A 16,651-nucleotide genomic window follows, 5' to 3' on the forward strand; every position below is an offset into this window, starting at 1 on the left:
GGCAGTTGCACTAGCAGAGAAATTTTGTTTTGAGTCAACGGTTTTTAGTATAGGGCATACTAGATGCTATTTACAGAACCTAAATTCTGGGCCTTCTTTGCGATTGTCTCTTTTGCGTATGTGGTGTTGTCGCACAGAGCGCAAAACCGAATGCTTCTAATAGCAAGCTACGTTTTCTATGGTGCGTGGGATTGGCGTTTTCTGAGCCTAATTATGCTCAGCACTGCAGTGGATTATCTGATCGGCCTCAAGATACAGGACACTCTGGAGCAAACCCAACGTCGACGGCTTCTGTTTGTCTCACTAGCAGTCAATCTTGGAATGTTGGGTATTTTTAAATATCTGGGTTTCTTCGTCGATAGTTTTGAGAATCTGCTGGCTGGTATTGGATATAATGCGGATCCATTTACACTGTCGATTGTATTGCCAGTTGGTATTTCATTCTATACCTTTCAGACACTTAGCTACACAATTGACATCTATAGGCGCGATCTAAAACCCGTTAAGAACTTCCTGGACTTTGCGCTGTTTGTGGCATTTTTTCCCCAATTGGTAGCCGGGCCTATTGAACGCGCACGGAACCTACTACCCAACATAACGTCACACCGCGTTTTAAGTTGGGAAAACTTGGGGCGTGGTGCGGTGTTGTGCCTATTGGGGCTTATTAAGAAAGTAGTTATTGCAGATGGTCTCGCCCCTTCAGTAGACGCAATTTATGCCAGTCCAAGCCCGACAAGACTGGATGTTATCTTTGCAACTTGGTTGTTTGCCATACAAATTTACTGCGATTTTTCGGGGTACACGGATATCGCGCGCGGCGTCGCCAAAATGTTGGGCTTCAGTCTGATGCGGAATTTCGCGCAACCCTACTTCGCGGCTGACCCGCAAGAGTTCTGGAGGCGATGGCACATTTCACTTTCAACGTGGTTACGAGACTACCTTTACATTAGTATGGGCGGCAATCGCGGCGGGAAGTGGAAGACCTACCGCAACTTGATGGCGACCATGACCTTGGGGGGATTATGGCATGGTGCAGCGTGGAATTTCGTGGCGTGGGGGGTGTATCAGGGTGGATTGCTTGCGTTTCATCGTGCCTTTGCGGGTCGCCATGATCGAAGTGGAGAAGGTACGCGGCGTTCAGTTCTTGGATGGTTGGTTCGAATAGGCGCGATCGTTCTATTCTTTCAAGTTGTCAGCTATGGTTGGTTGCTGTTTAGAGCCACGTCATTTGAGCAAATCGTGGACTTCACAAGGCGTATCTTCCATGGCCCGCCGGGCCTAACAATACCAGAGCCGCCATTCCCCGCGCTTGTCGGATTGGGTTTCTTGTTGATCTGGGATTTGTGTATCGAACTTTCGGGTAGCGTTAAGTTCTACACACATTGGCATCCGGTTATTCGAGCGGCTCTTTATGCCAGTATGATATACCTTCTTGCATTTGGGGCCACCACCCAGACATCTGCCTTCATCTATTTCCAATTCTGAGGAATGTGCATTGAAAAAAACAGGATTTATGATCGGTCTCACTTTAGCTTTTCTGGCGCTGATTGATCTGGGTGTCCAACAGATTCTGAATCAGGCTGAAACCTCGGGGCGTTTAGGTCGGCTGGTCACGTTTTTTGAGTACGGCCGATCTGTTCCGGGCAAGCTGGCTCGCTGGCAGGACAACCCCGCGATGCGCGGTAATCTTTTCGACGTGTCCTGGCGTTCAGGCATCCTTGCAGAATCTACGTCGCAATTTGCCGAAGATACTACAGAAAACTCGCCGACGATACGTAGTTACGGAATGTCATTTGTGAACAACATCATCACGAAGGCAGTTGAAAAACGTCCAGAGCTTGTCTCTGATTCTCATGCCGGACCCGGCGCTCCTCCTAACTTCACATACGCGCTCTTCGAAGATGATCGGCAAAACAGAAATCCAGGCGACATTGTGGTTTTAGGCATCCTATCATCTTCAGTGCCTGCTATGGCGGCGCTGAGCAACAGGTCATGGGTCTTTGAGCAACCTGCCCCGTTCACATACCCGGTTTATTGGCCTGAGGATAAGGGACTTCGCCGGGTTGAGCCACTGATCAATAGCGCTGACGAAGAGCGCTCACTGACAGGTAATCCAGTGCTGCGCCGGGCATGGGAAGATCAGATCGCGTCTGTTGATCAATTCTATACATACTCAACATTCGGAGCACCTGCCTTTGATGCTTCCCCATTTTTGCGACTCGTCCGTCGGTCGATCGGCACTTCGCACGTGGCGCGGACAGAGGCCGATATCCTGTCAGGGGAACGATATCCCTATGACACTGTTTTGCGCCGAATAGTCTCTGAGTTCGCAAAGATTGCCCGAGAAGACGGCCAGCTACCAATAGTCATGTTAATCCAGTCACGCGACCCCGGAGACGCAGACATACTGTCGATTGTACGCCCAGTATTGGAGGCTGAGAGCATCGCGTATCTCGCAACCGCCGAGCACTTCGCCCCGACAAATTCATCAGGCTTCCTTCCAGATGGACACTACAGACCCCATGTGGACGACTTGTTTGCCGATCGGTTCCTTGATCTAGTACCGTGACCTCATGTGCATAGACGGTCGTGGACGCAGTGCATTGTTTCGATCGCGCACACAATAAGCACCGCTTTGTAGTATTTCCGCCCTATTAAGCTTGCATCATATATGACAAGTACAATGTTAAAGCTTGCAGCGTTGCGAACGGCTAAATTTGATAAGCGATTTTGATAGAGGACTAGTAGTTTTGAGTAAGTTAAAAGTGGCCGTTGTGGGGCTGGGAAAGATGGGTCTCAGTCACTTTGCTATGGTTAACGCGCATCCTGATGTCGACGCTGTTGCCTGTGATGGCGCGGGCTTTTTGGTTGATATACTTAGTAAGAACATCTCGACGCCTATCTTTAAAGACTATGAGGAGATGTTGACGGAATCAGCGATTGATGCGGTGATAATCTCAACCCCATCGCGATTGCATGCCCCCATGGTCGAAGCTGCCCTTAATAGGGGAGTGCATGTATTTTGTGAGAAACCCTTCTGTCTTGACTGGGCTGACAGTGAACGGCTCACGGCGCTGGCAGCAGCAAAGGGATTAGTGGCGCAGGTGGGATACCATTATCGCTACGTGGGTGCTTTTGCCGAGTTGAAACGCTTAGTCGAAGCTGGTGCCATTGGTCGGATCACTCATGTGCTGGCCGAAGCCTATGGACCGGTGGTTCTACGACCTAAACGGGCAACTTGGCGTACGAATAAATCCGAAGGCGGAGGGTGCCTATACGACTATGCAGCACACCCGCTCAATCTATTGAACTGGTTCTTCGGTGCGCCTGATCAGGTGATTGGTTCGCACTTGGGTCAGGTTTTTTCTGATGGAACAGATGACGAAGTGTTCTCTACACTTAGATGGAACGATGGGCCTACGGCACAGCTGTCCGTGAATTGGTCGGACGAGAGTCACCGCAAGATGTCCACTAAGATTAGCCTCTTAGGCACAAATGGCAGGCTCTACGCTGACCGGCAGGAATGCCAGGCGTTTCTGCGAAAACCGGTCGAGGGGCTTGAGGACTATGCTCCAGGTTGGACAGTGAAGTACACCACTGAATTGACCGAAGATCGCTGGTTTTATCTAAGGGGTGAGGAATATTCTGCTCAACTCGACGATTTCATTTCGGCGGTCCGCGATGGCAAAACAGTCGCGGTGGAAAATGGCTTTGCCAGCGCTACTGAGACCGATAAGACCATGCGTATGATCATCGACAACGCCGAATCCGGACAACCGTTGGGCGAGGCGCGTGCTGCCGTCCCTCAAGCGGCAAAGAAACGCAGCTGGTTTGGACGCTGAAGGAGACAGAGATGGACAAGCTTCTGTTTGGCGACAACCAGTTCTTTGGCATCAATCACATGTCCGAAGAAAAGGCACGCGCCCAAGCCATGCGTTTTCAGCGTACCGATGCGGTCATGCAGGTGCTCGACACCGCCTATGATGCGGGGATTCACACCTTCATGTGCACAACGCATGATCGCATCGCCGAAGTGGCCGACCGGATCAAGGCAGAGCCGGCTCGGTACGCGGATTTTCAGTTCTACCCTTGCATGCCCTACGCGCATAAATACGCCAATGCAGTCACTGAGCACGGTATGGTAGGTGCGCTACGGGAATTCATGCCATCAGGCGGCTTGCTGGCTACAGCGCTCACCGGAGCAACGGCCTTAGCGACCAAAGAAGTTGAAGGCATCGCAAAAGTGCTCATCGACATGGAAATGAAGATGTTTGCGGGCACAAAAGCCCCTGTGGTCTTCATCCAGAACGTCTTTACTGATCTTCTGCTGGGTATGGGCTTTACTCGTGCATTTCGTATTTTTGATGATCACATCCGTGAAAAATATGGTGCGGAGCCTGCCTATATCACCATGAACATGCCGATGTTGCTGGAGGCGTTGGAAAAAGAAGGCATCGAAAGGCCTATCATCTGTTCGAACATCAACAAGATTGGCTTTCGGATGTCGGGTGGCTTCGAGTCATATCTGGAGGTGCTTCAATCAGGCCGTGTACGGGCTGTAGCAATGTCGGTCTATGCAAGTGGAGCTATTCCTGCAGACGAGGCGATCCACTGGATTTCCGAATTGCCGGGTGTGGAAGCGATCGTTTTCGGAGCTTCATCCGCGGGGAACATCAATGGTACTAAAGCGCTTGTTGATAAATACATGAGAGGGCCAGCGTAATGGCAGACGGAAGCAACGTGGACATTCTGCCAGGTCTGGGTGAGATGACACGCGTACCCATGCTGAATGCCTGGGTGCATGATGTGGCGATGGACGATATTGTCGAACACTTCCGCGAAGGCGTTATGCTGACCCTGCATGTCGACATGATCATGAAGCTGCAGCAGGACCGAGAATTCTATGATCTTCTGCCTGAGTTCGACGTGATCACATGCGACAGTCAGATTATGTATTTCGCCACGCATTGGTTGAGAAAGCCAGTGCAGGAGAGAGTGTCGGGAAGTGACTATTTTCCGAAGTTCTATACCCGTTATGCGGATGATCCTTCGGTGACCGTGTTTTTATGTGGTGGTAAATCGGGGGTGGCCGAGAAGGCGGCCAAAAACATCAATGCCAAGGTCGGCCGCCAAATGATCGTGGGTACTGACAGTCCTGCATTCGATTTCGACAAAAACCCAGAAGAGATCGAACGTATGATTGCGGCGATTAATGACAGTGGTGCCACCGTCTGCCTTGTGGGCCTGGCTGGTGCGCGGCAAGAAAAGTTTATTCTAGAATACCGTGATCGGATGCCGGGCATTAAGCTGTGGCTTCCGCTTGGTGGGACCATCGACTACGAATCCGGCACCTTTGAACGACCACCGACTTGGATAACCAGTTGGGGATTTGAGTGGCTTTATCGATTGGCAAAAGAGCCGCGAGCGCGCTTTCACCGCTACATCATCCATGAACCGCCCTTCCTGTGGGCCATATTGAAACAAATGCTGGGCATTTATCGTAACCCTTTCCGTTGAACACTCAAGGCAATCGAGCGCCTGCCCTAAGCTAAGACTTCTAAGATGAATTCGTGCCGAATATCAGGGTTTGCATTTGATTTTGTTGGCACGTGGCATCATGGAGAATGACACTAGCAATGCGACTAGTGTGGCCTGCATATACAATTCCAACCACCAGATCTGACCTTTGAACCCGATTATTCTGGGGTTCACCCAGTCCCTCAGATGCGTACCGAAGCCTGACAATTCCAAAGTCACAATCGCAACAAGTACGAGCGTCGGAACAATAAGGTGTACGATGCGAAATCGCAGCGGACGCCCTTGCAGCAAACTCGCAATACCTATCAGAGCCCAAGGTGCGAGTAGTGCAGAAATGCGAATCTCAACAATCCGACCCATTAACAAATGGGTGATCAGCACTAAAATAAACACTATTGGAAGCGTGGCAACCAATCTCTCCAAATAATCTGGCGGACCGCTTTCCTCATCGCAATTCTTCAACTTGAGGCTTTGAAGAGTCATATTATACGTAGATGCGATACGTGTTTTGAGAAGTAAGGTGAACAATCCTACCCAGCCGAATCCAAGAATGAGAAAAATGCTCATCGGGATAGTCAGGGCGGTTTCAAAGTTTTCGTTGCGCAAAACCTGATAGCCTTCAGTGCCCATCAGAATGCGAATTCCAAGCTGTAGCGCTACGGCGCAAATCAATGGAAGCACTCTTTGCGATAAGGGCTTGCAAGAAACTAGAAAGAACACCAACGGCAAAATCAAGAGCGTTTCACGAGTCAGCGCTGCTAGTATTGTCCAAAACAGAACTCCATACAGATCGTTCTTAAGTATTGAACGAATGCCCAAAAAGAAGATGCCATATGCTAAGAAGTCTTCCTTAGTTTGCACTGGCAGAAGAAAGGCATGATGGATCGGAGGAAACAAAAACCAGACGATCAACAAAATCGACCTGAGTGATGGTTTGTAGTTACACTCCCGCAGCAAAAGTTCCAAAGCAACAAGCGAAAAACTGATGCTAATCAGAAGACCAGTTACTAAGGCGTACCAGTAGGTTGTTAGATCTTTCGGAAGAAAGGCCGTAAGGCTATCAGCGAAAAAGTCTACTGAATAGCGAAATAAAATTCGATACTTAAAGGGCTCTGCACTTTTTGACCATGAGCCTTCCCAAGCCCATGAATTGGGAGAAAGTTCCCCGCCGAAATAGGCGTCCATTTTTGCCGGGGATGAATACGTGCTTCCCGGTTGCAGCACTATCGCCAAACCTAAAAGAACCGCTAATGCGCCGATTGCAAATAGGTGTGGCCACGATAGATGTTCCTTATCTTGCATTAAGCTGTCCCAAGCAATTACAATTTGACGCGCCTCAATTCCTGACTCGTGATTTGGTGGGAATTTTCTTCCCGGTGCAGTCTATCCCATTAAATCGTCCGGCCAATAATGAGGTAATTCATGTCTAACGGTTGTTAGAAGCAAAATGGCTAATCTTAATCCTTCTTGTTTTGCCAAAAATGCTTGTTTCGGCGTGTTGAAGTACAATCTGAACGTTGGGATAGATTAGTCGGGTGCGCAACGATCTACGACAACGCACCTGTTAATGAAGGTTAGTTGCAGCTTGCGAGCTTTGAATCATACCTCTTTGGCTAGTTTTCTCAAGAAGTCTCCGTAACGGGACTTGTCAAAAATTTTGGCTTGTTCCAGCAAATCATCTCGGTCTATCCAACCTTGTCGAAATGCAATTTCCTCTGGCGCTGATATCTGGAGCCCCTGCCTGTCCTGAAGGGTGCGCACAAAGTTACCTGCATCAAGCAAGGAGCCGTGAGTCCCGGTGTCTAGCCAGGCGTAGCCACGCCCCATACGTTCGACCGTAAGGTTCCCATCCGCTAGGTATGTGTCCAACAGGGAGGTGATTTCCAACTCCCCCCGGGCTGACGGCTTAACGCTACGTGCGCGTTCTGGTGCGCTGCCATCCAGAAAATAGAGACCTGTGACCGCGTAGTCGGACGCAGGTGTTTCAGGTTTTTCGACAATATCAACTACTTCACCTTTCGCATCGAAGCTTACCACCCCATAGCGTTCTGGGTCAGTTACTTGATATCCAAAAACCGTTCCGCCGATCTGCCTTTCGTTTGCACGTGCAAGAATCTCGGGTAGTCCATGGCCAAAAAAAATGTTGTCGCCCAGCACCATTGCTGACGGTGTTTCAGCAAGAAAATGCTCTGCCAAAAGGTATGCCTGTGCCAAACCGTTCGGTGAAGGTTGCACGATCCAAGTGAAGGAAATGCCCCATTGGCTGCCGTCCCCCAGAAGTCGCTGGAACTGCGCTTGGTCTTCGGGTGTTGTGATTATTGCGATATCACGGATTTCCGATAGCATCAGGACGCTTAGCGGATAGTAGATCATTGGTTTGTCAAAAACGGGAAGTAATTGCTTGGATACCCCCGTGGTAATCGGGTAAAGCCGCGTGCCTGAACCTCCAGCTAAGATAATACCTTTGCGTTTGCTCATGCAGTTAACCTTTCAACAAATTAAACGACGATACTGTAGTACGAAGATATCCGTGTAGAAACTGAATCGGCACTCTCATACAAGATCAGCCACAATTTCTCTGGTTGCTGCTTGCCAATCCGGGCGAGAAATTCCGAATTGTTCATTTAATTTTGAACAATCCAGGCGAGAATTGAGTGGACGAATGGCTTTGGTGGGGTATTCAGCGGTCGAAGTTTCAACGATATCAATATCGCGTCCTGCACAAGCAAAGATTGTGCGAGCGAACCCCGCCCAACTGGTATCTGGTTCTCCTGCCATATGATAGATGCCGGATTTGCCTGGCGTTAGCCGGCGCGCTACTTCTAGACTTGCCAGTGCTATTGCGCTAGCGGGTGTGGGACCGCCGATCTGATCGGCAACAACAGTCAACTTGTCTCGTGTCTCAGATAACCGGAGCATGGTTTTTAAGAAATTGTTGCCATAACTGGAAAAGACCCATGAGGTCCGCAATATCGCATAATTGCCGCCCGCCGATTTGACGGCGGTTTCGCCTGCCAACTTAGACCGGCCGTAGGCACCCAGTGGCGTCGGAGGATCATCAGGGGTGAACGGGAACTTTCCACCGCCATCAAAAACATAGTCAGACGAGATTTGCACAAATGGAATGCCAAGTTGTGAGCAAGCAATCGCCATCGCTCCGGGCGCTTCACCGTTTATTATGGTAGCCAGATCTTCCTCTTGTTCGGCCCTATCTACAAAGGTGTAGGCCGCCGCATTAATTACTGCCTGAGGTGCATATCGTTTGATTGCTGCCGCACAGGCCGCAGGATTCGTTAGATCCGCTCCAGCGCGATCGAGGAACACGGCTCCTGACGCGTAAACCGAGAGGGCCTGCGCAACCTGACCGGTTTTACCAAATACAAGAACAGTCATGACCGTGCACCCAGCCGTTTTCCGACACCCCTTCGCTTCTGTAGCGCACGCCACCAGGGTTCATTGTCTAAGTACCACTTTGCGGTGCGTTGCAAGCCTTCCTCAATAGTGATTGAGGGGCGCCAGCCCAATTCAGTGCGAATGCGTGTTGGGTCGATTGCGTAGCGTGAATCATGACCTGGGCGGTCCGCAACAAATGTGATTTGGTCTACGTAGGAACCCTGTGCCTTGGGGCGCAACTCATCAAGGATCGAACAGAGCGTCTTTACCAAGTCAAGGTTGGAGCGCTCGTTCTCACCGCCGATGTTATAGGATCGGCCTAGTTTACCTTTTTCTAGAACCAGCAAAAGAGCGTCGGCATGGTCTTCGACATAAAGCCAGTCACGTATGTTGAGCCCGTCGCCGTAGATTGGCAGCGGTTTGCCCGCTAAGGCGTTCAGAATGACAACCGGGATCAGCTTTTCGGGAAAATGGTAAGGGCCGTAGTTGTTCGAGCAGTTCGTCAGAACGACTGGTAAACCAAATGTTTCATGCCAAGCGCGCACTAGATGATCTGATGCTGCCTTCGATGCAGAATAAGGGCTGCGCGGAGAATAAGGGGTATCCTCGGTGAAATGACCAGTAGGCCCGAGGGACCCATAGACTTCATCGGTTGAGATGTGGTGGAAGCGGAATGTTTCAGGCCTACCGGCTTCGTTCCAGTACTTTCGGGCGGCTTCTAGCAGGGTGTAGGTCCCAGTAATATTTGTCTCAATAAAGGCTTCGGGCCCATCAATGGAGCGGTCTACATGGCTCTCGGCAGCCAGATGCATGATCGCGTCAGGCGCGTATTTTTTCAAAACTCGATCTAACTTCTCACGGTCGCGTATATCGGCCTCGATGAACGTGTGAAACGGGTTTTCCATAACCTCTGCCACATTTTCAAGGGAGGCAGCATAGGTAAGCGCATCAAGATTGATCACCTCATGGCGTCGTGCTACCGCTAGCCTTACAACAGCAGATCCGATGAAGCCTGCTCCGCCTGTGACAAGAATTTTCATGTTGGGTCCTTGAATTCTATGATGCGCGCAGGCACCCCAACTGCAGTTGCTCCGGCCGGAACATCGTTCAAAACAACAGCATTTGCCCCAATCACTGCGTGTTTGCCAATTTGTACCGGTCCAAGGATACGAGCACCTGGCCCAATATCCACATGCCCACCAATCTGAGGAGCACCCGCTTTGTTACGGTTCACGCCAAGTGTTACCTGCTGAAATATAGTACAGTTCACTCCGATTTTGGTGTCAGGGTGGATTACTATCCCATTGGAATGCGGCAACAACAATCCACCCCCGATGCACGTATTGAGCGGGATATCGGCTCCTGTGACGGTAGACCAGAACCGATAGCGCAATATGGCAATGCGTCGACTTAACATTCCGCCCCTCTGATAAGCGCGAATAGCGCTTAAAAGACCGCGTGATGGATCCCAAGCACTGCGCCGTTGTTCCCTTGCCCAGTCTGGCTCTGTCGCTGAAATGGTCATGTAATTTGAGCCTGAGTATTGAAGTCTGTGGAACCAACCGACACAATTTTGACGTATGGCACAGTGTTTACAGACTTGCAGTGTCGACTGTCTAAGGCTTGAACTGAGCCAAACAAGGCTTTGGTTATTTGTCCAAACAGTCCGATCGCCAATGCCCTCATGCACTGTGCCTTCTTTTAGTCTCTAAAATCTCCAAAATCCTTCCCGATCCAACTGGATAGAGCCACAAAAGACCTTACAAAGCAACATAGCTAAAGCTAAGAATTTGCAATATAGAGGTATAGGGTTAATGCCGGAAGGCGACATATTGGTGAGTGCATAAGGATATAAATTTATGGCGGATTTGCCCGGATCGCCTGCCCCCGACTATTTTCGGTGGATTGATGGAATGCGTGGTGCCGCAGCGCTAGTCATTGTTATATTTCACTATCACCACTTCTATCTGGCCGATTACACTGGGCGATCATCGCTGCCCAGCACCGAAGACTTTCCCTTCGCCGGTGTTTTCCAGATCTTTTTTGACTACGGATATTGGGCCGTGGAGCTTTTCTGGGTGATCTCTGGATTTGTGTTTGCCCATGTATATCTTCCACGCAGAGCAACTTTGCGCGAATATGTTACTGCGCGTGTCGCAAGACTTTATCCTCTTCACGCAATTACTTTGATTTATGTTGCTACTATTCAAGTTGTTTCCCTTTATGCTGTGGGTCATTGGCAGGTCTATGGAAACAATGATCTGCGTCACTTTCTACTGAACATATTTATGGCAACAAACCTGACCACTCAAAGTAGGGGATTAAGCTTTAATGGACCAATCTGGTCAGTCTCAATGGAATTGGCGGCATACGCGATCTTCTTTGTTGCGCTCACCGCCATTCGGCGCTTTCCTGTGCTGGCTCCATTGATGTGTTCCATCATGGGATTTGCAATAAGCTCTTTGGAACCAGACTTACCCGTGGTTCGGCTCGCCATATTTAGCTGCGCCGCATACTTCTTTGTTGGAACATTCCTTTATGGCCTATGCGCACGGTTGGATTGGAATGTTCGATACTTGTTTTGGCTTTCAATAGTTACGAGCGGAACAGTCGTTGTTGCATGGGGGTCGTTGGACGTTCCTGTGCGTGCGATCCTCGTCAGTGCTTCTATAATTGTTTTCTTAGCAGTGTGTGATCTTAGCCTGCCGTCTATTGGGGCGCACCTGCGCGTGTTGGGGGATATCAGTTACTCCGTTTATCTGGTTCATGTTCCCTTGCAGATCACACTGCTCGTCGTAGCAGACTTGTTATTAAACGGCAGCCGTGAGTTTGCGAACAGTGTTTGGCTGATGCCACTATACATAGTCGCCAGCGTTGGTTTGGCACTGGCAACTCATCGGCTGATCGAGAAACCCGCCAGTTCGTGGATACGCGCCAGGCTATCGAGAAAATCGCACTAAAAAGGACTCTCAAACTCCGAGAACAAGGGCGCAACCGCGTCTTTTTCCGAGAGCACTGGTAGGGAACCACCAAGCTTCCAGTCAATACCACAACTGTCCCATCTGACCGCCCCCTCTGACTCAGGAGAGTAGTACTCAGAACACTTGTAGATAATTTCTGTATCCGGCTGCAGAGTTATGAAGCCATGCAAGAAACCACCCGGCACCAAGAGTTGCTGACCATTTTCAAAGCTTAGTTCCACGCTCAACCATTGTCCGTAGGTTGCGGAGTTTCTTCGAATATCCACGACTACATCCAAAAAACTTCCGCGACCGCAACGAACCAACTTAGTTTGGGCATGTGGTGGAGCTTGATAGTGAAGGCCCCGGATTGTGCCTGGTGCAGCCGTCAGAGAGTGATTATCCTGTACCCAATCTATGTCAAGACCTGCCTCTGCCATCTGATGGCGATTCCAACTTTCAGAGAAAAACCCACGGTTGTCGCAATGACGCCGTGGTGTCAGAACCAAGATGCCAGGAAGGCTAGTATCATCGATGTTCATTTTTAGCATCACCGTAGTGGGTCAGAATCCTATTCGCCTCAGACGCGGGGCTATGCGGCGATGTAAAACCGGTGGCAGGACATCGTGCAGCAAGCGTCTTCGGCGATCTCTCTTGTCCGAGGCGTCGTTAGATCCAGGCCGTGGTTTGAAAATAGTGCCGTGTGACACCCGCGTATCGTCCCAGGTTGCAGTGTAATAATAAAGCGCAATTGACTGACGCGGTAAGCCATCGGGATGGTTCACGGGCTCCGGGTTCCCATGAAATGTGCTTGATCCTGTAGAAAAGCACACCATTCGATTTTCAGTGGGTGTAAAACTCGCCATTTTTCGAGTCATGTCATTGTCCCAAATCTCAAAAGATCCCCCCCATTCTTCCTTCCATGGTGGGTTAAGATAGATCAACACATTTAGGCGCCGCTCCACGTTCATATGTGAATGAAGATTAAAGTCGGCATGAATGTTAAGATGGCCCCCATTCAATGTTTTATGAATTCCAGCCCCCATGAAATAGGGGTCGGGAATGAGCTTCTTGATCCCGGTCATTTCCTCCAGAAACAATAAAAAGGGGCGTGAGTTGAAGGCCTGAAACAGATGCCTTGTGTATTCCGGCAAACGGTCTGGATTGTATTGCGACTTGAGCTTCTCCTCTGCGTTGTCGAACGCTAGGTCGGCGTCCGGTAGCGAGGCGAGATCTTCGCGTACCTTTTCAACAACATCCATCGGCAAGAAGTTATCGATACAAATATGGTGATATGGTTCACCGGATTGGTATTCATCCGCATAACGAGAGCCAATTTCTTTTGCTGTAGCAGTCGGGATGATAAGAGCTGCGGAGTCTATGGGAAACGCACTGTCGGACATGTCTGGTGTTCTCACTATTACAATTTTGACGTCGAATAGGCAGTTATTCAAAGTCATACACTTGGTAGTTAGTTGTAGCTTTGCTATTCGGATAAATCGATACAAGCCCTAACGAGGTCATAGTCCCATGTAGATGCGTCTCGGTCCACCCGTTTTGACAACAACTTTTTTGAGTGAGCAGATGAACCTGACTGCCAATAAGTTTATTATAAGTTTTGGCGATGCAAGTTGGCGTAGGATTAGTATCGATCTCAAGAACTCGACGGCCGGAGTCGATTTGGAGTTCGACTAGAGTTCGTTGGACATTAGGCGTATCGGATAGTCTTCATGTTGTGCAATCAAAAGGGGCGTAGGCGCGCATCCGTTCGTTTATCAGCGTTTCCGTGAGCCAATCCGCTTCAAGTATTCAGTATCTAAGTTGACATTCGCATAATGCTTGGAATGCGGGAGATACATCAACCTAGGCGCTTTTCGAATCTTAGTATCACTGCAAGCAATCCGAGAACGGCAATACCGATCATCCAAAGGATCTCCCAACGGAGTTCATATGGCAATACGCCGCTTAGAACGACGCCTCGGACCATATCCATGAAATGTGTCGCCGTAATACCTGCGCCATTACTTGGACTGGTTGCGGCATGCCATTTGAAGCGAACATGAAACCGAACATCAGGATAGAAGTAGCAGGACAAAGATGGTCATTTGCATCGATTTTAGTTGGTTTTGGGCAAACGTTAAGATGACCAATCCAAGCGACAGGCTGGCTACGATGAACAGCAACTTCACCACCAAAAGCACACCCAAGGCACCATCCATTGAAACATCGAACAGGACGTGCCCAAGGCCGAGGATGATCGCGACTTGAATCAGGCCCAGAAAGATATAGTGGATAGTCTTGCCGACCATCAGCTCGATCGACCGAATCGGGGTATTGATTAACATCTCCATATTGCCCCGGTCGCGTTTGCGGACGATGGCGGCCGAGGTGAAAAGAATCATCGTCATGGTCAGGATGATTCCGACGAGCCCGGGCATGATATTCACCGCTGGTCGTTGTTCTGGATTGAAGTAGAGTGTCACCTCGAATTGTGGCATTTGCTGATTTGGCGGCTTTTCAGCAATTCGGTCAAGGGCATCATCCGTAGGGATTTGATCGCGCTTGCGACCATCGTGTCGGAGCTATCGACGATCCAATGGGCGACGGGCCAACTGCTGGTCAGGTCCGTAGAGTTGGGAAGACCAAGCCCGACAGACGGGCTGCGGGCAAGACGTTGGCTCGTGTCCTGAGGGATGACCAACGCGGCACACACGCGGGACTCGGTGATCGAACGCTTGGCTTCTTGCGGGTGGTCAGCTCTTCGGTGATTGTAACGACCTGCGTGGCCTGAACGATCTGTGAAAATTTGCGGGACAGTTCGGTTCGGGACTTATCCACTAACCCGACGCGCACATGGCGCAGGTTGGATTTGAACGCGTCGCCAAACAGCCGCAGCTGGATCATGATGATTATTGAAAAGGTCAACCTGTCCCGGCGAAGTTGCAGCAGTTCTTTTTTCAGCACAGGTGCGATGCGGTGTGGCGAGATCATTGCTCCGGATCCAGCGTTGCATTGCCGAACACATCTCCCAGAGTCGGGCGTTCCGGTGAAAGTGACAAGTCAAGAAATGTATCTAGCTACGCACACATCATGTTCACGGGCTGTGGGTCAGACTTGTCGATAAGCACGCGCGGCCGCGACCCGACCTGAGCGGTAGATAGGACTTTGGGTTTTCCATCCAACTCGTGTTTGACCTTTTGCAGGCCTGGCCCTTCGATCTCTACAACATCAGTCAGCAGATCATCCATCTACCGTCGCGGAGAACCTTCCACCTTTTTGCCCAGTGCTAGAGGATGGCCGGCCGGTGACAGCGCTCGGCCTTGTCCAAGAAATGGGTCGATACGATCATCGTCGCATACAGATCGACCAGATAAATAAATGCTCCCAGAGTGTTCGGCGAATTTCTGGATCAACGGCCGAGGTTGGTTCATCCAGAAACAGCTGTTTTGGCCGATGCATGACCGTCGCTACAAGTGTCAGCTATTGTCGTTGTCCGCCGCTCATGCTACCGCTGAACTTATGCACATTGGTCGTTAGGTTATTGGTGCGCACTAGCTCGCCGACCCGGCCTTGAGCCGATTTAGCCCGAATACCGCAGATTTCAGCCGCAAACCGAAGCTTTTCCAGAGCAGTCGCATCTGGGTAGTACGAGAAGATCTGGATCATAAATCCGATTTCGTTCTTCAATGGCTCTGCCATTTTGGGCATCGACCGACCTAAAACTAATATCGTACTACTACTTGGTGTCAGCAAACCGGCTGGCATGTGCATGGTCGTGGTCTTGCCGCAGCTATTGGGGCCGAGAAATCCGTAAATCTGGCCTGTGTTGATCTCTAGATCCAGATTGTTGACTGCTGTTTTTTCCCCGAACCAACGGGTCAAGCCCTTTGTCCAGACAACGACATCGCTCGTGCCATTGGGACTTGCGCGGGTACTCTAGCAGGCAAGTCCGGCGATGCTGTGGGCAGGTCAATCTCTGCCAGATAGACAAGCCGCGTCCGGTCATCCTCGTTCAATCGCTAATAAGCCGTGAACGACATATCGTGGCTGATCCATCGGATCAGCAGGCCCGTCAACGCGTACTTCCAGCGCGCCGACCGGATTTAGACTGACGCCATGTGGCTCGGGCACATTTGCGCGCGCACAAGGTGTTTGTCTTGTGATCATGACGGCAACAGGGTTGCCGGATTTTACACGCTCGCCCAGATTCTAGGGCAGTGAAACCAGCACACCGTCACGGGTTGCAGTGACTGTCAGTTCATCCAACATGGTTTGTTCGGTGACGACCGAGACTTCCACCGCGCGCACGTTGGCCTCTGCGACAGCAAGATCTTCAAGACGGGTGCCGTTTTGCAACTCCTTCAGCGATTGCTCTAAGCTGGCCAAGTCGGCCCGCGCGAAATCTCGCAAGGCCAAGTCATTTGCCACTGGGCTTCTGTCACGATCGAGTTTTTGACTAGTTTGGCGTATTGTTCTTAAACGGCTTCGGCATCAGCCCGCTGAGCAACAGCGCCTGCGACTTTGGCTTCGGCAATCGCAATCTCTTCCTCTCGTGGCCCAACCTAAAATTTTTGGAAAAGCGTGGCCTGTGCCTTTTCAAGCCTGGCCTGTGCCAGAGCCAGCTTTGCGCTCTGCAGCGTTGGAACAAGCTGAACCTATGTGTCGCCTGCCTTCACAACGGTCCTTTCGGCGATGGGTAAATCGACTACAATTTCGCTGGCCATTGCGGCCAAGGCCACCCGGTCGCACACCAAAACCCC

The 16,651-nt window shown here is 50.4% G+C and carries 19 protein-coding genes; 6 read left to right on the forward strand and 13 right to left on the reverse strand.

Annotation, left to right across the window (positions count from 1 at the left end; genetic code table 11):
- Positions 1 to 63 precede the first annotated feature (63 nt).
- From AC2TEM_RS05340 to AC2TEM_RS05360, 5 genes are all read left to right on the forward strand, one after another.
- The gene (locus AC2TEM_RS05340) at positions 64 to 1,485 is read left to right on the forward strand and encodes an MBOAT family protein (protein ID WP_170422594.1); all 1,422 of its coding nucleotides are present in this window, start codon (positions 64 to 66) and stop codon (positions 1,483 to 1,485) included.
- Positions 1,439 to 2,569 carry a hypothetical protein gene (locus tag AC2TEM_RS05345; protein WP_170422596.1) on the forward strand — a complete coding sequence of 377 codons (1,131 nt, stop codon included), beginning with the start codon at positions 1,439 to 1,441 and terminating at the stop codon, positions 2,567 to 2,569. Before AC2TEM_RS05340 ends, AC2TEM_RS05345 begins: the two co-directional genes overlap by 47 nt.
- Before the next feature lie 124 nt (positions 2,570 to 2,693).
- Positions 2,694 to 3,842, forward strand: a complete 1,149-nt coding sequence (locus tag AC2TEM_RS05350; protein WP_480856025.1) for a Gfo/Idh/MocA family protein — start codon at positions 2,694 to 2,696, stop codon at positions 3,840 to 3,842.
- 59 nt (positions 3,843 to 3,901) lie between these two features.
- The gene (locus tag AC2TEM_RS05355; protein WP_480856026.1) at positions 3,902 to 4,723 is read left to right on the forward strand and encodes a hypothetical protein; all 822 of its coding nucleotides are present in this window, start codon (positions 3,902 to 3,904) and stop codon (positions 4,721 to 4,723) included.
- Positions 4,723 to 5,517, forward strand: coding sequence for a WecB/TagA/CpsF family glycosyltransferase (locus AC2TEM_RS05360; RefSeq protein ID WP_170422600.1), 795 nt, complete (start codon positions 4,723 to 4,725; stop codon positions 5,515 to 5,517). Before AC2TEM_RS05355 ends, AC2TEM_RS05360 begins: the two co-directional genes overlap by 1 nt.
- A 63-nt stretch (positions 5,518 to 5,580) precedes the next feature.
- Here AC2TEM_RS05360 and AC2TEM_RS05365 read toward each other — a convergent pair whose 3' ends face one another.
- From AC2TEM_RS05365 to AC2TEM_RS05385, 5 genes are all read right to left on the reverse strand, one after another.
- Complete coding sequence (locus AC2TEM_RS05365) at positions 5,581 to 6,840, reverse strand: hypothetical protein (protein ID WP_170422602.1); 1,260 nt, start codon at positions 6,838 to 6,840, stop codon at positions 5,581 to 5,583.
- Between the two features lie 297 nt (positions 6,841 to 7,137).
- Entirely contained in the window at positions 7,138 to 8,016 is an 879-nt protein-coding gene (rfbA, locus tag AC2TEM_RS05370) for a glucose-1-phosphate thymidylyltransferase RfbA (RefSeq protein ID WP_170422604.1), read from the reverse strand.
- 75 nt (positions 8,017 to 8,091) lie between these two features.
- Positions 8,092 to 8,931 (reverse strand): dTDP-4-dehydrorhamnose reductase, encoded by an 840-nt coding sequence (gene rfbD / locus AC2TEM_RS05375; RefSeq protein WP_170422605.1) that lies wholly within the window; start codon positions 8,929 to 8,931, stop codon positions 8,092 to 8,094.
- A complete protein-coding gene (rfbB, locus tag AC2TEM_RS05380) occupies positions 8,928 to 9,971 on the reverse strand; it encodes a dTDP-glucose 4,6-dehydratase (RefSeq protein ID WP_170422607.1) in 1,044 nt (347 codons plus the stop codon). The genes rfbD and rfbB overlap by 4 nt, the downstream gene beginning before the upstream one ends.
- Positions 9,968 to 10,348: a serine O-acetyltransferase gene (locus AC2TEM_RS05385; protein ID WP_480790459.1), complete on the reverse strand. Its 381-nt coding sequence runs from the start codon at positions 10,346 to 10,348 to the stop codon at positions 9,968 to 9,970. Before AC2TEM_RS05385 ends, rfbB begins: the two co-directional genes overlap by 4 nt.
- Positions 10,349 to 10,790: 442 nt before the next feature.
- Here AC2TEM_RS05385 and AC2TEM_RS05390 point away from each other — a divergent pair, with 442 nt between their 5' ends.
- The gene (locus AC2TEM_RS05390) at positions 10,791 to 11,891 is read left to right on the forward strand and encodes an acyltransferase family protein (RefSeq protein ID WP_170422611.1); all 1,101 of its coding nucleotides are present in this window, start codon (positions 10,791 to 10,793) and stop codon (positions 11,889 to 11,891) included.
- Here the strand turns inward: AC2TEM_RS05390 and rfbC are convergent.
- The 8 genes from rfbC to AC2TEM_RS05430 all read right to left on the reverse strand — a co-directional run bounded on the left by rfbC (position 11,888) and on the right by AC2TEM_RS05430 (position 16,319).
- Positions 11,888 to 12,433 carry a dTDP-4-dehydrorhamnose 3,5-epimerase gene (gene rfbC / locus AC2TEM_RS05395; RefSeq protein WP_170422613.1) on the reverse strand — a complete coding sequence of 182 codons (546 nt, stop codon included), beginning with the start codon at positions 12,431 to 12,433 and terminating at the stop codon, positions 11,888 to 11,890. The two genes, AC2TEM_RS05390 and rfbC, sit on opposite strands and share 4 nt — an antisense overlap.
- 21 nt (positions 12,434 to 12,454) lie before the next feature.
- On the reverse strand, positions 12,455 to 13,294 hold the full coding sequence (locus AC2TEM_RS05400; protein ID WP_170422615.1) for a 2OG-Fe(II) oxygenase: 840 nt from the start codon (positions 13,292 to 13,294) through the stop codon (positions 12,455 to 12,457).
- A 669-nt stretch (positions 13,295 to 13,963) separates the two neighbouring features.
- Positions 13,964 to 14,389, reverse strand: a complete 426-nt coding sequence (locus tag AC2TEM_RS05405) for an ABC transporter permease (RefSeq protein WP_480856027.1) — start codon at positions 14,387 to 14,389, stop codon at positions 13,964 to 13,966.
- A 121-nt stretch (positions 14,390 to 14,510) separates the two neighbouring features.
- Complete coding sequence (locus tag AC2TEM_RS05410; RefSeq protein ID WP_480790462.1) at positions 14,511 to 14,882, reverse strand: hypothetical protein; 372 nt, start codon at positions 14,880 to 14,882, stop codon at positions 14,511 to 14,513.
- An 86-nt stretch (positions 14,883 to 14,968) separates the two neighbouring features.
- On the reverse strand, positions 14,969 to 15,139 hold the full coding sequence (locus AC2TEM_RS05415) for a hypothetical protein (RefSeq protein WP_480790463.1): 171 nt from the start codon (positions 15,137 to 15,139) through the stop codon (positions 14,969 to 14,971).
- A 232-nt stretch (positions 15,140 to 15,371) separates the two neighbouring features.
- A complete protein-coding gene (locus AC2TEM_RS05420; protein WP_480790464.1) occupies positions 15,372 to 15,773 on the reverse strand; it encodes an ATP-binding cassette domain-containing protein in 402 nt (133 codons plus the stop codon).
- A gap of 120 nt (positions 15,774 to 15,893) precedes the next feature.
- Complete coding sequence (locus tag AC2TEM_RS05425) at positions 15,894 to 16,058, reverse strand: hypothetical protein (protein ID WP_170422617.1); 165 nt, start codon at positions 16,056 to 16,058, stop codon at positions 15,894 to 15,896.
- Between the two features lie 42 nt (positions 16,059 to 16,100).
- Positions 16,101 to 16,319: an HlyD family secretion protein gene (locus AC2TEM_RS05430; RefSeq protein WP_170422619.1), complete on the reverse strand. Its 219-nt coding sequence runs from the start codon at positions 16,317 to 16,319 to the stop codon at positions 16,101 to 16,103.
- Between the last annotated feature and the right edge of the window lie 332 nt (positions 16,320 to 16,651).

The organism is Ruegeria sp. HKCCD3925 (assembly GCF_057221175.1).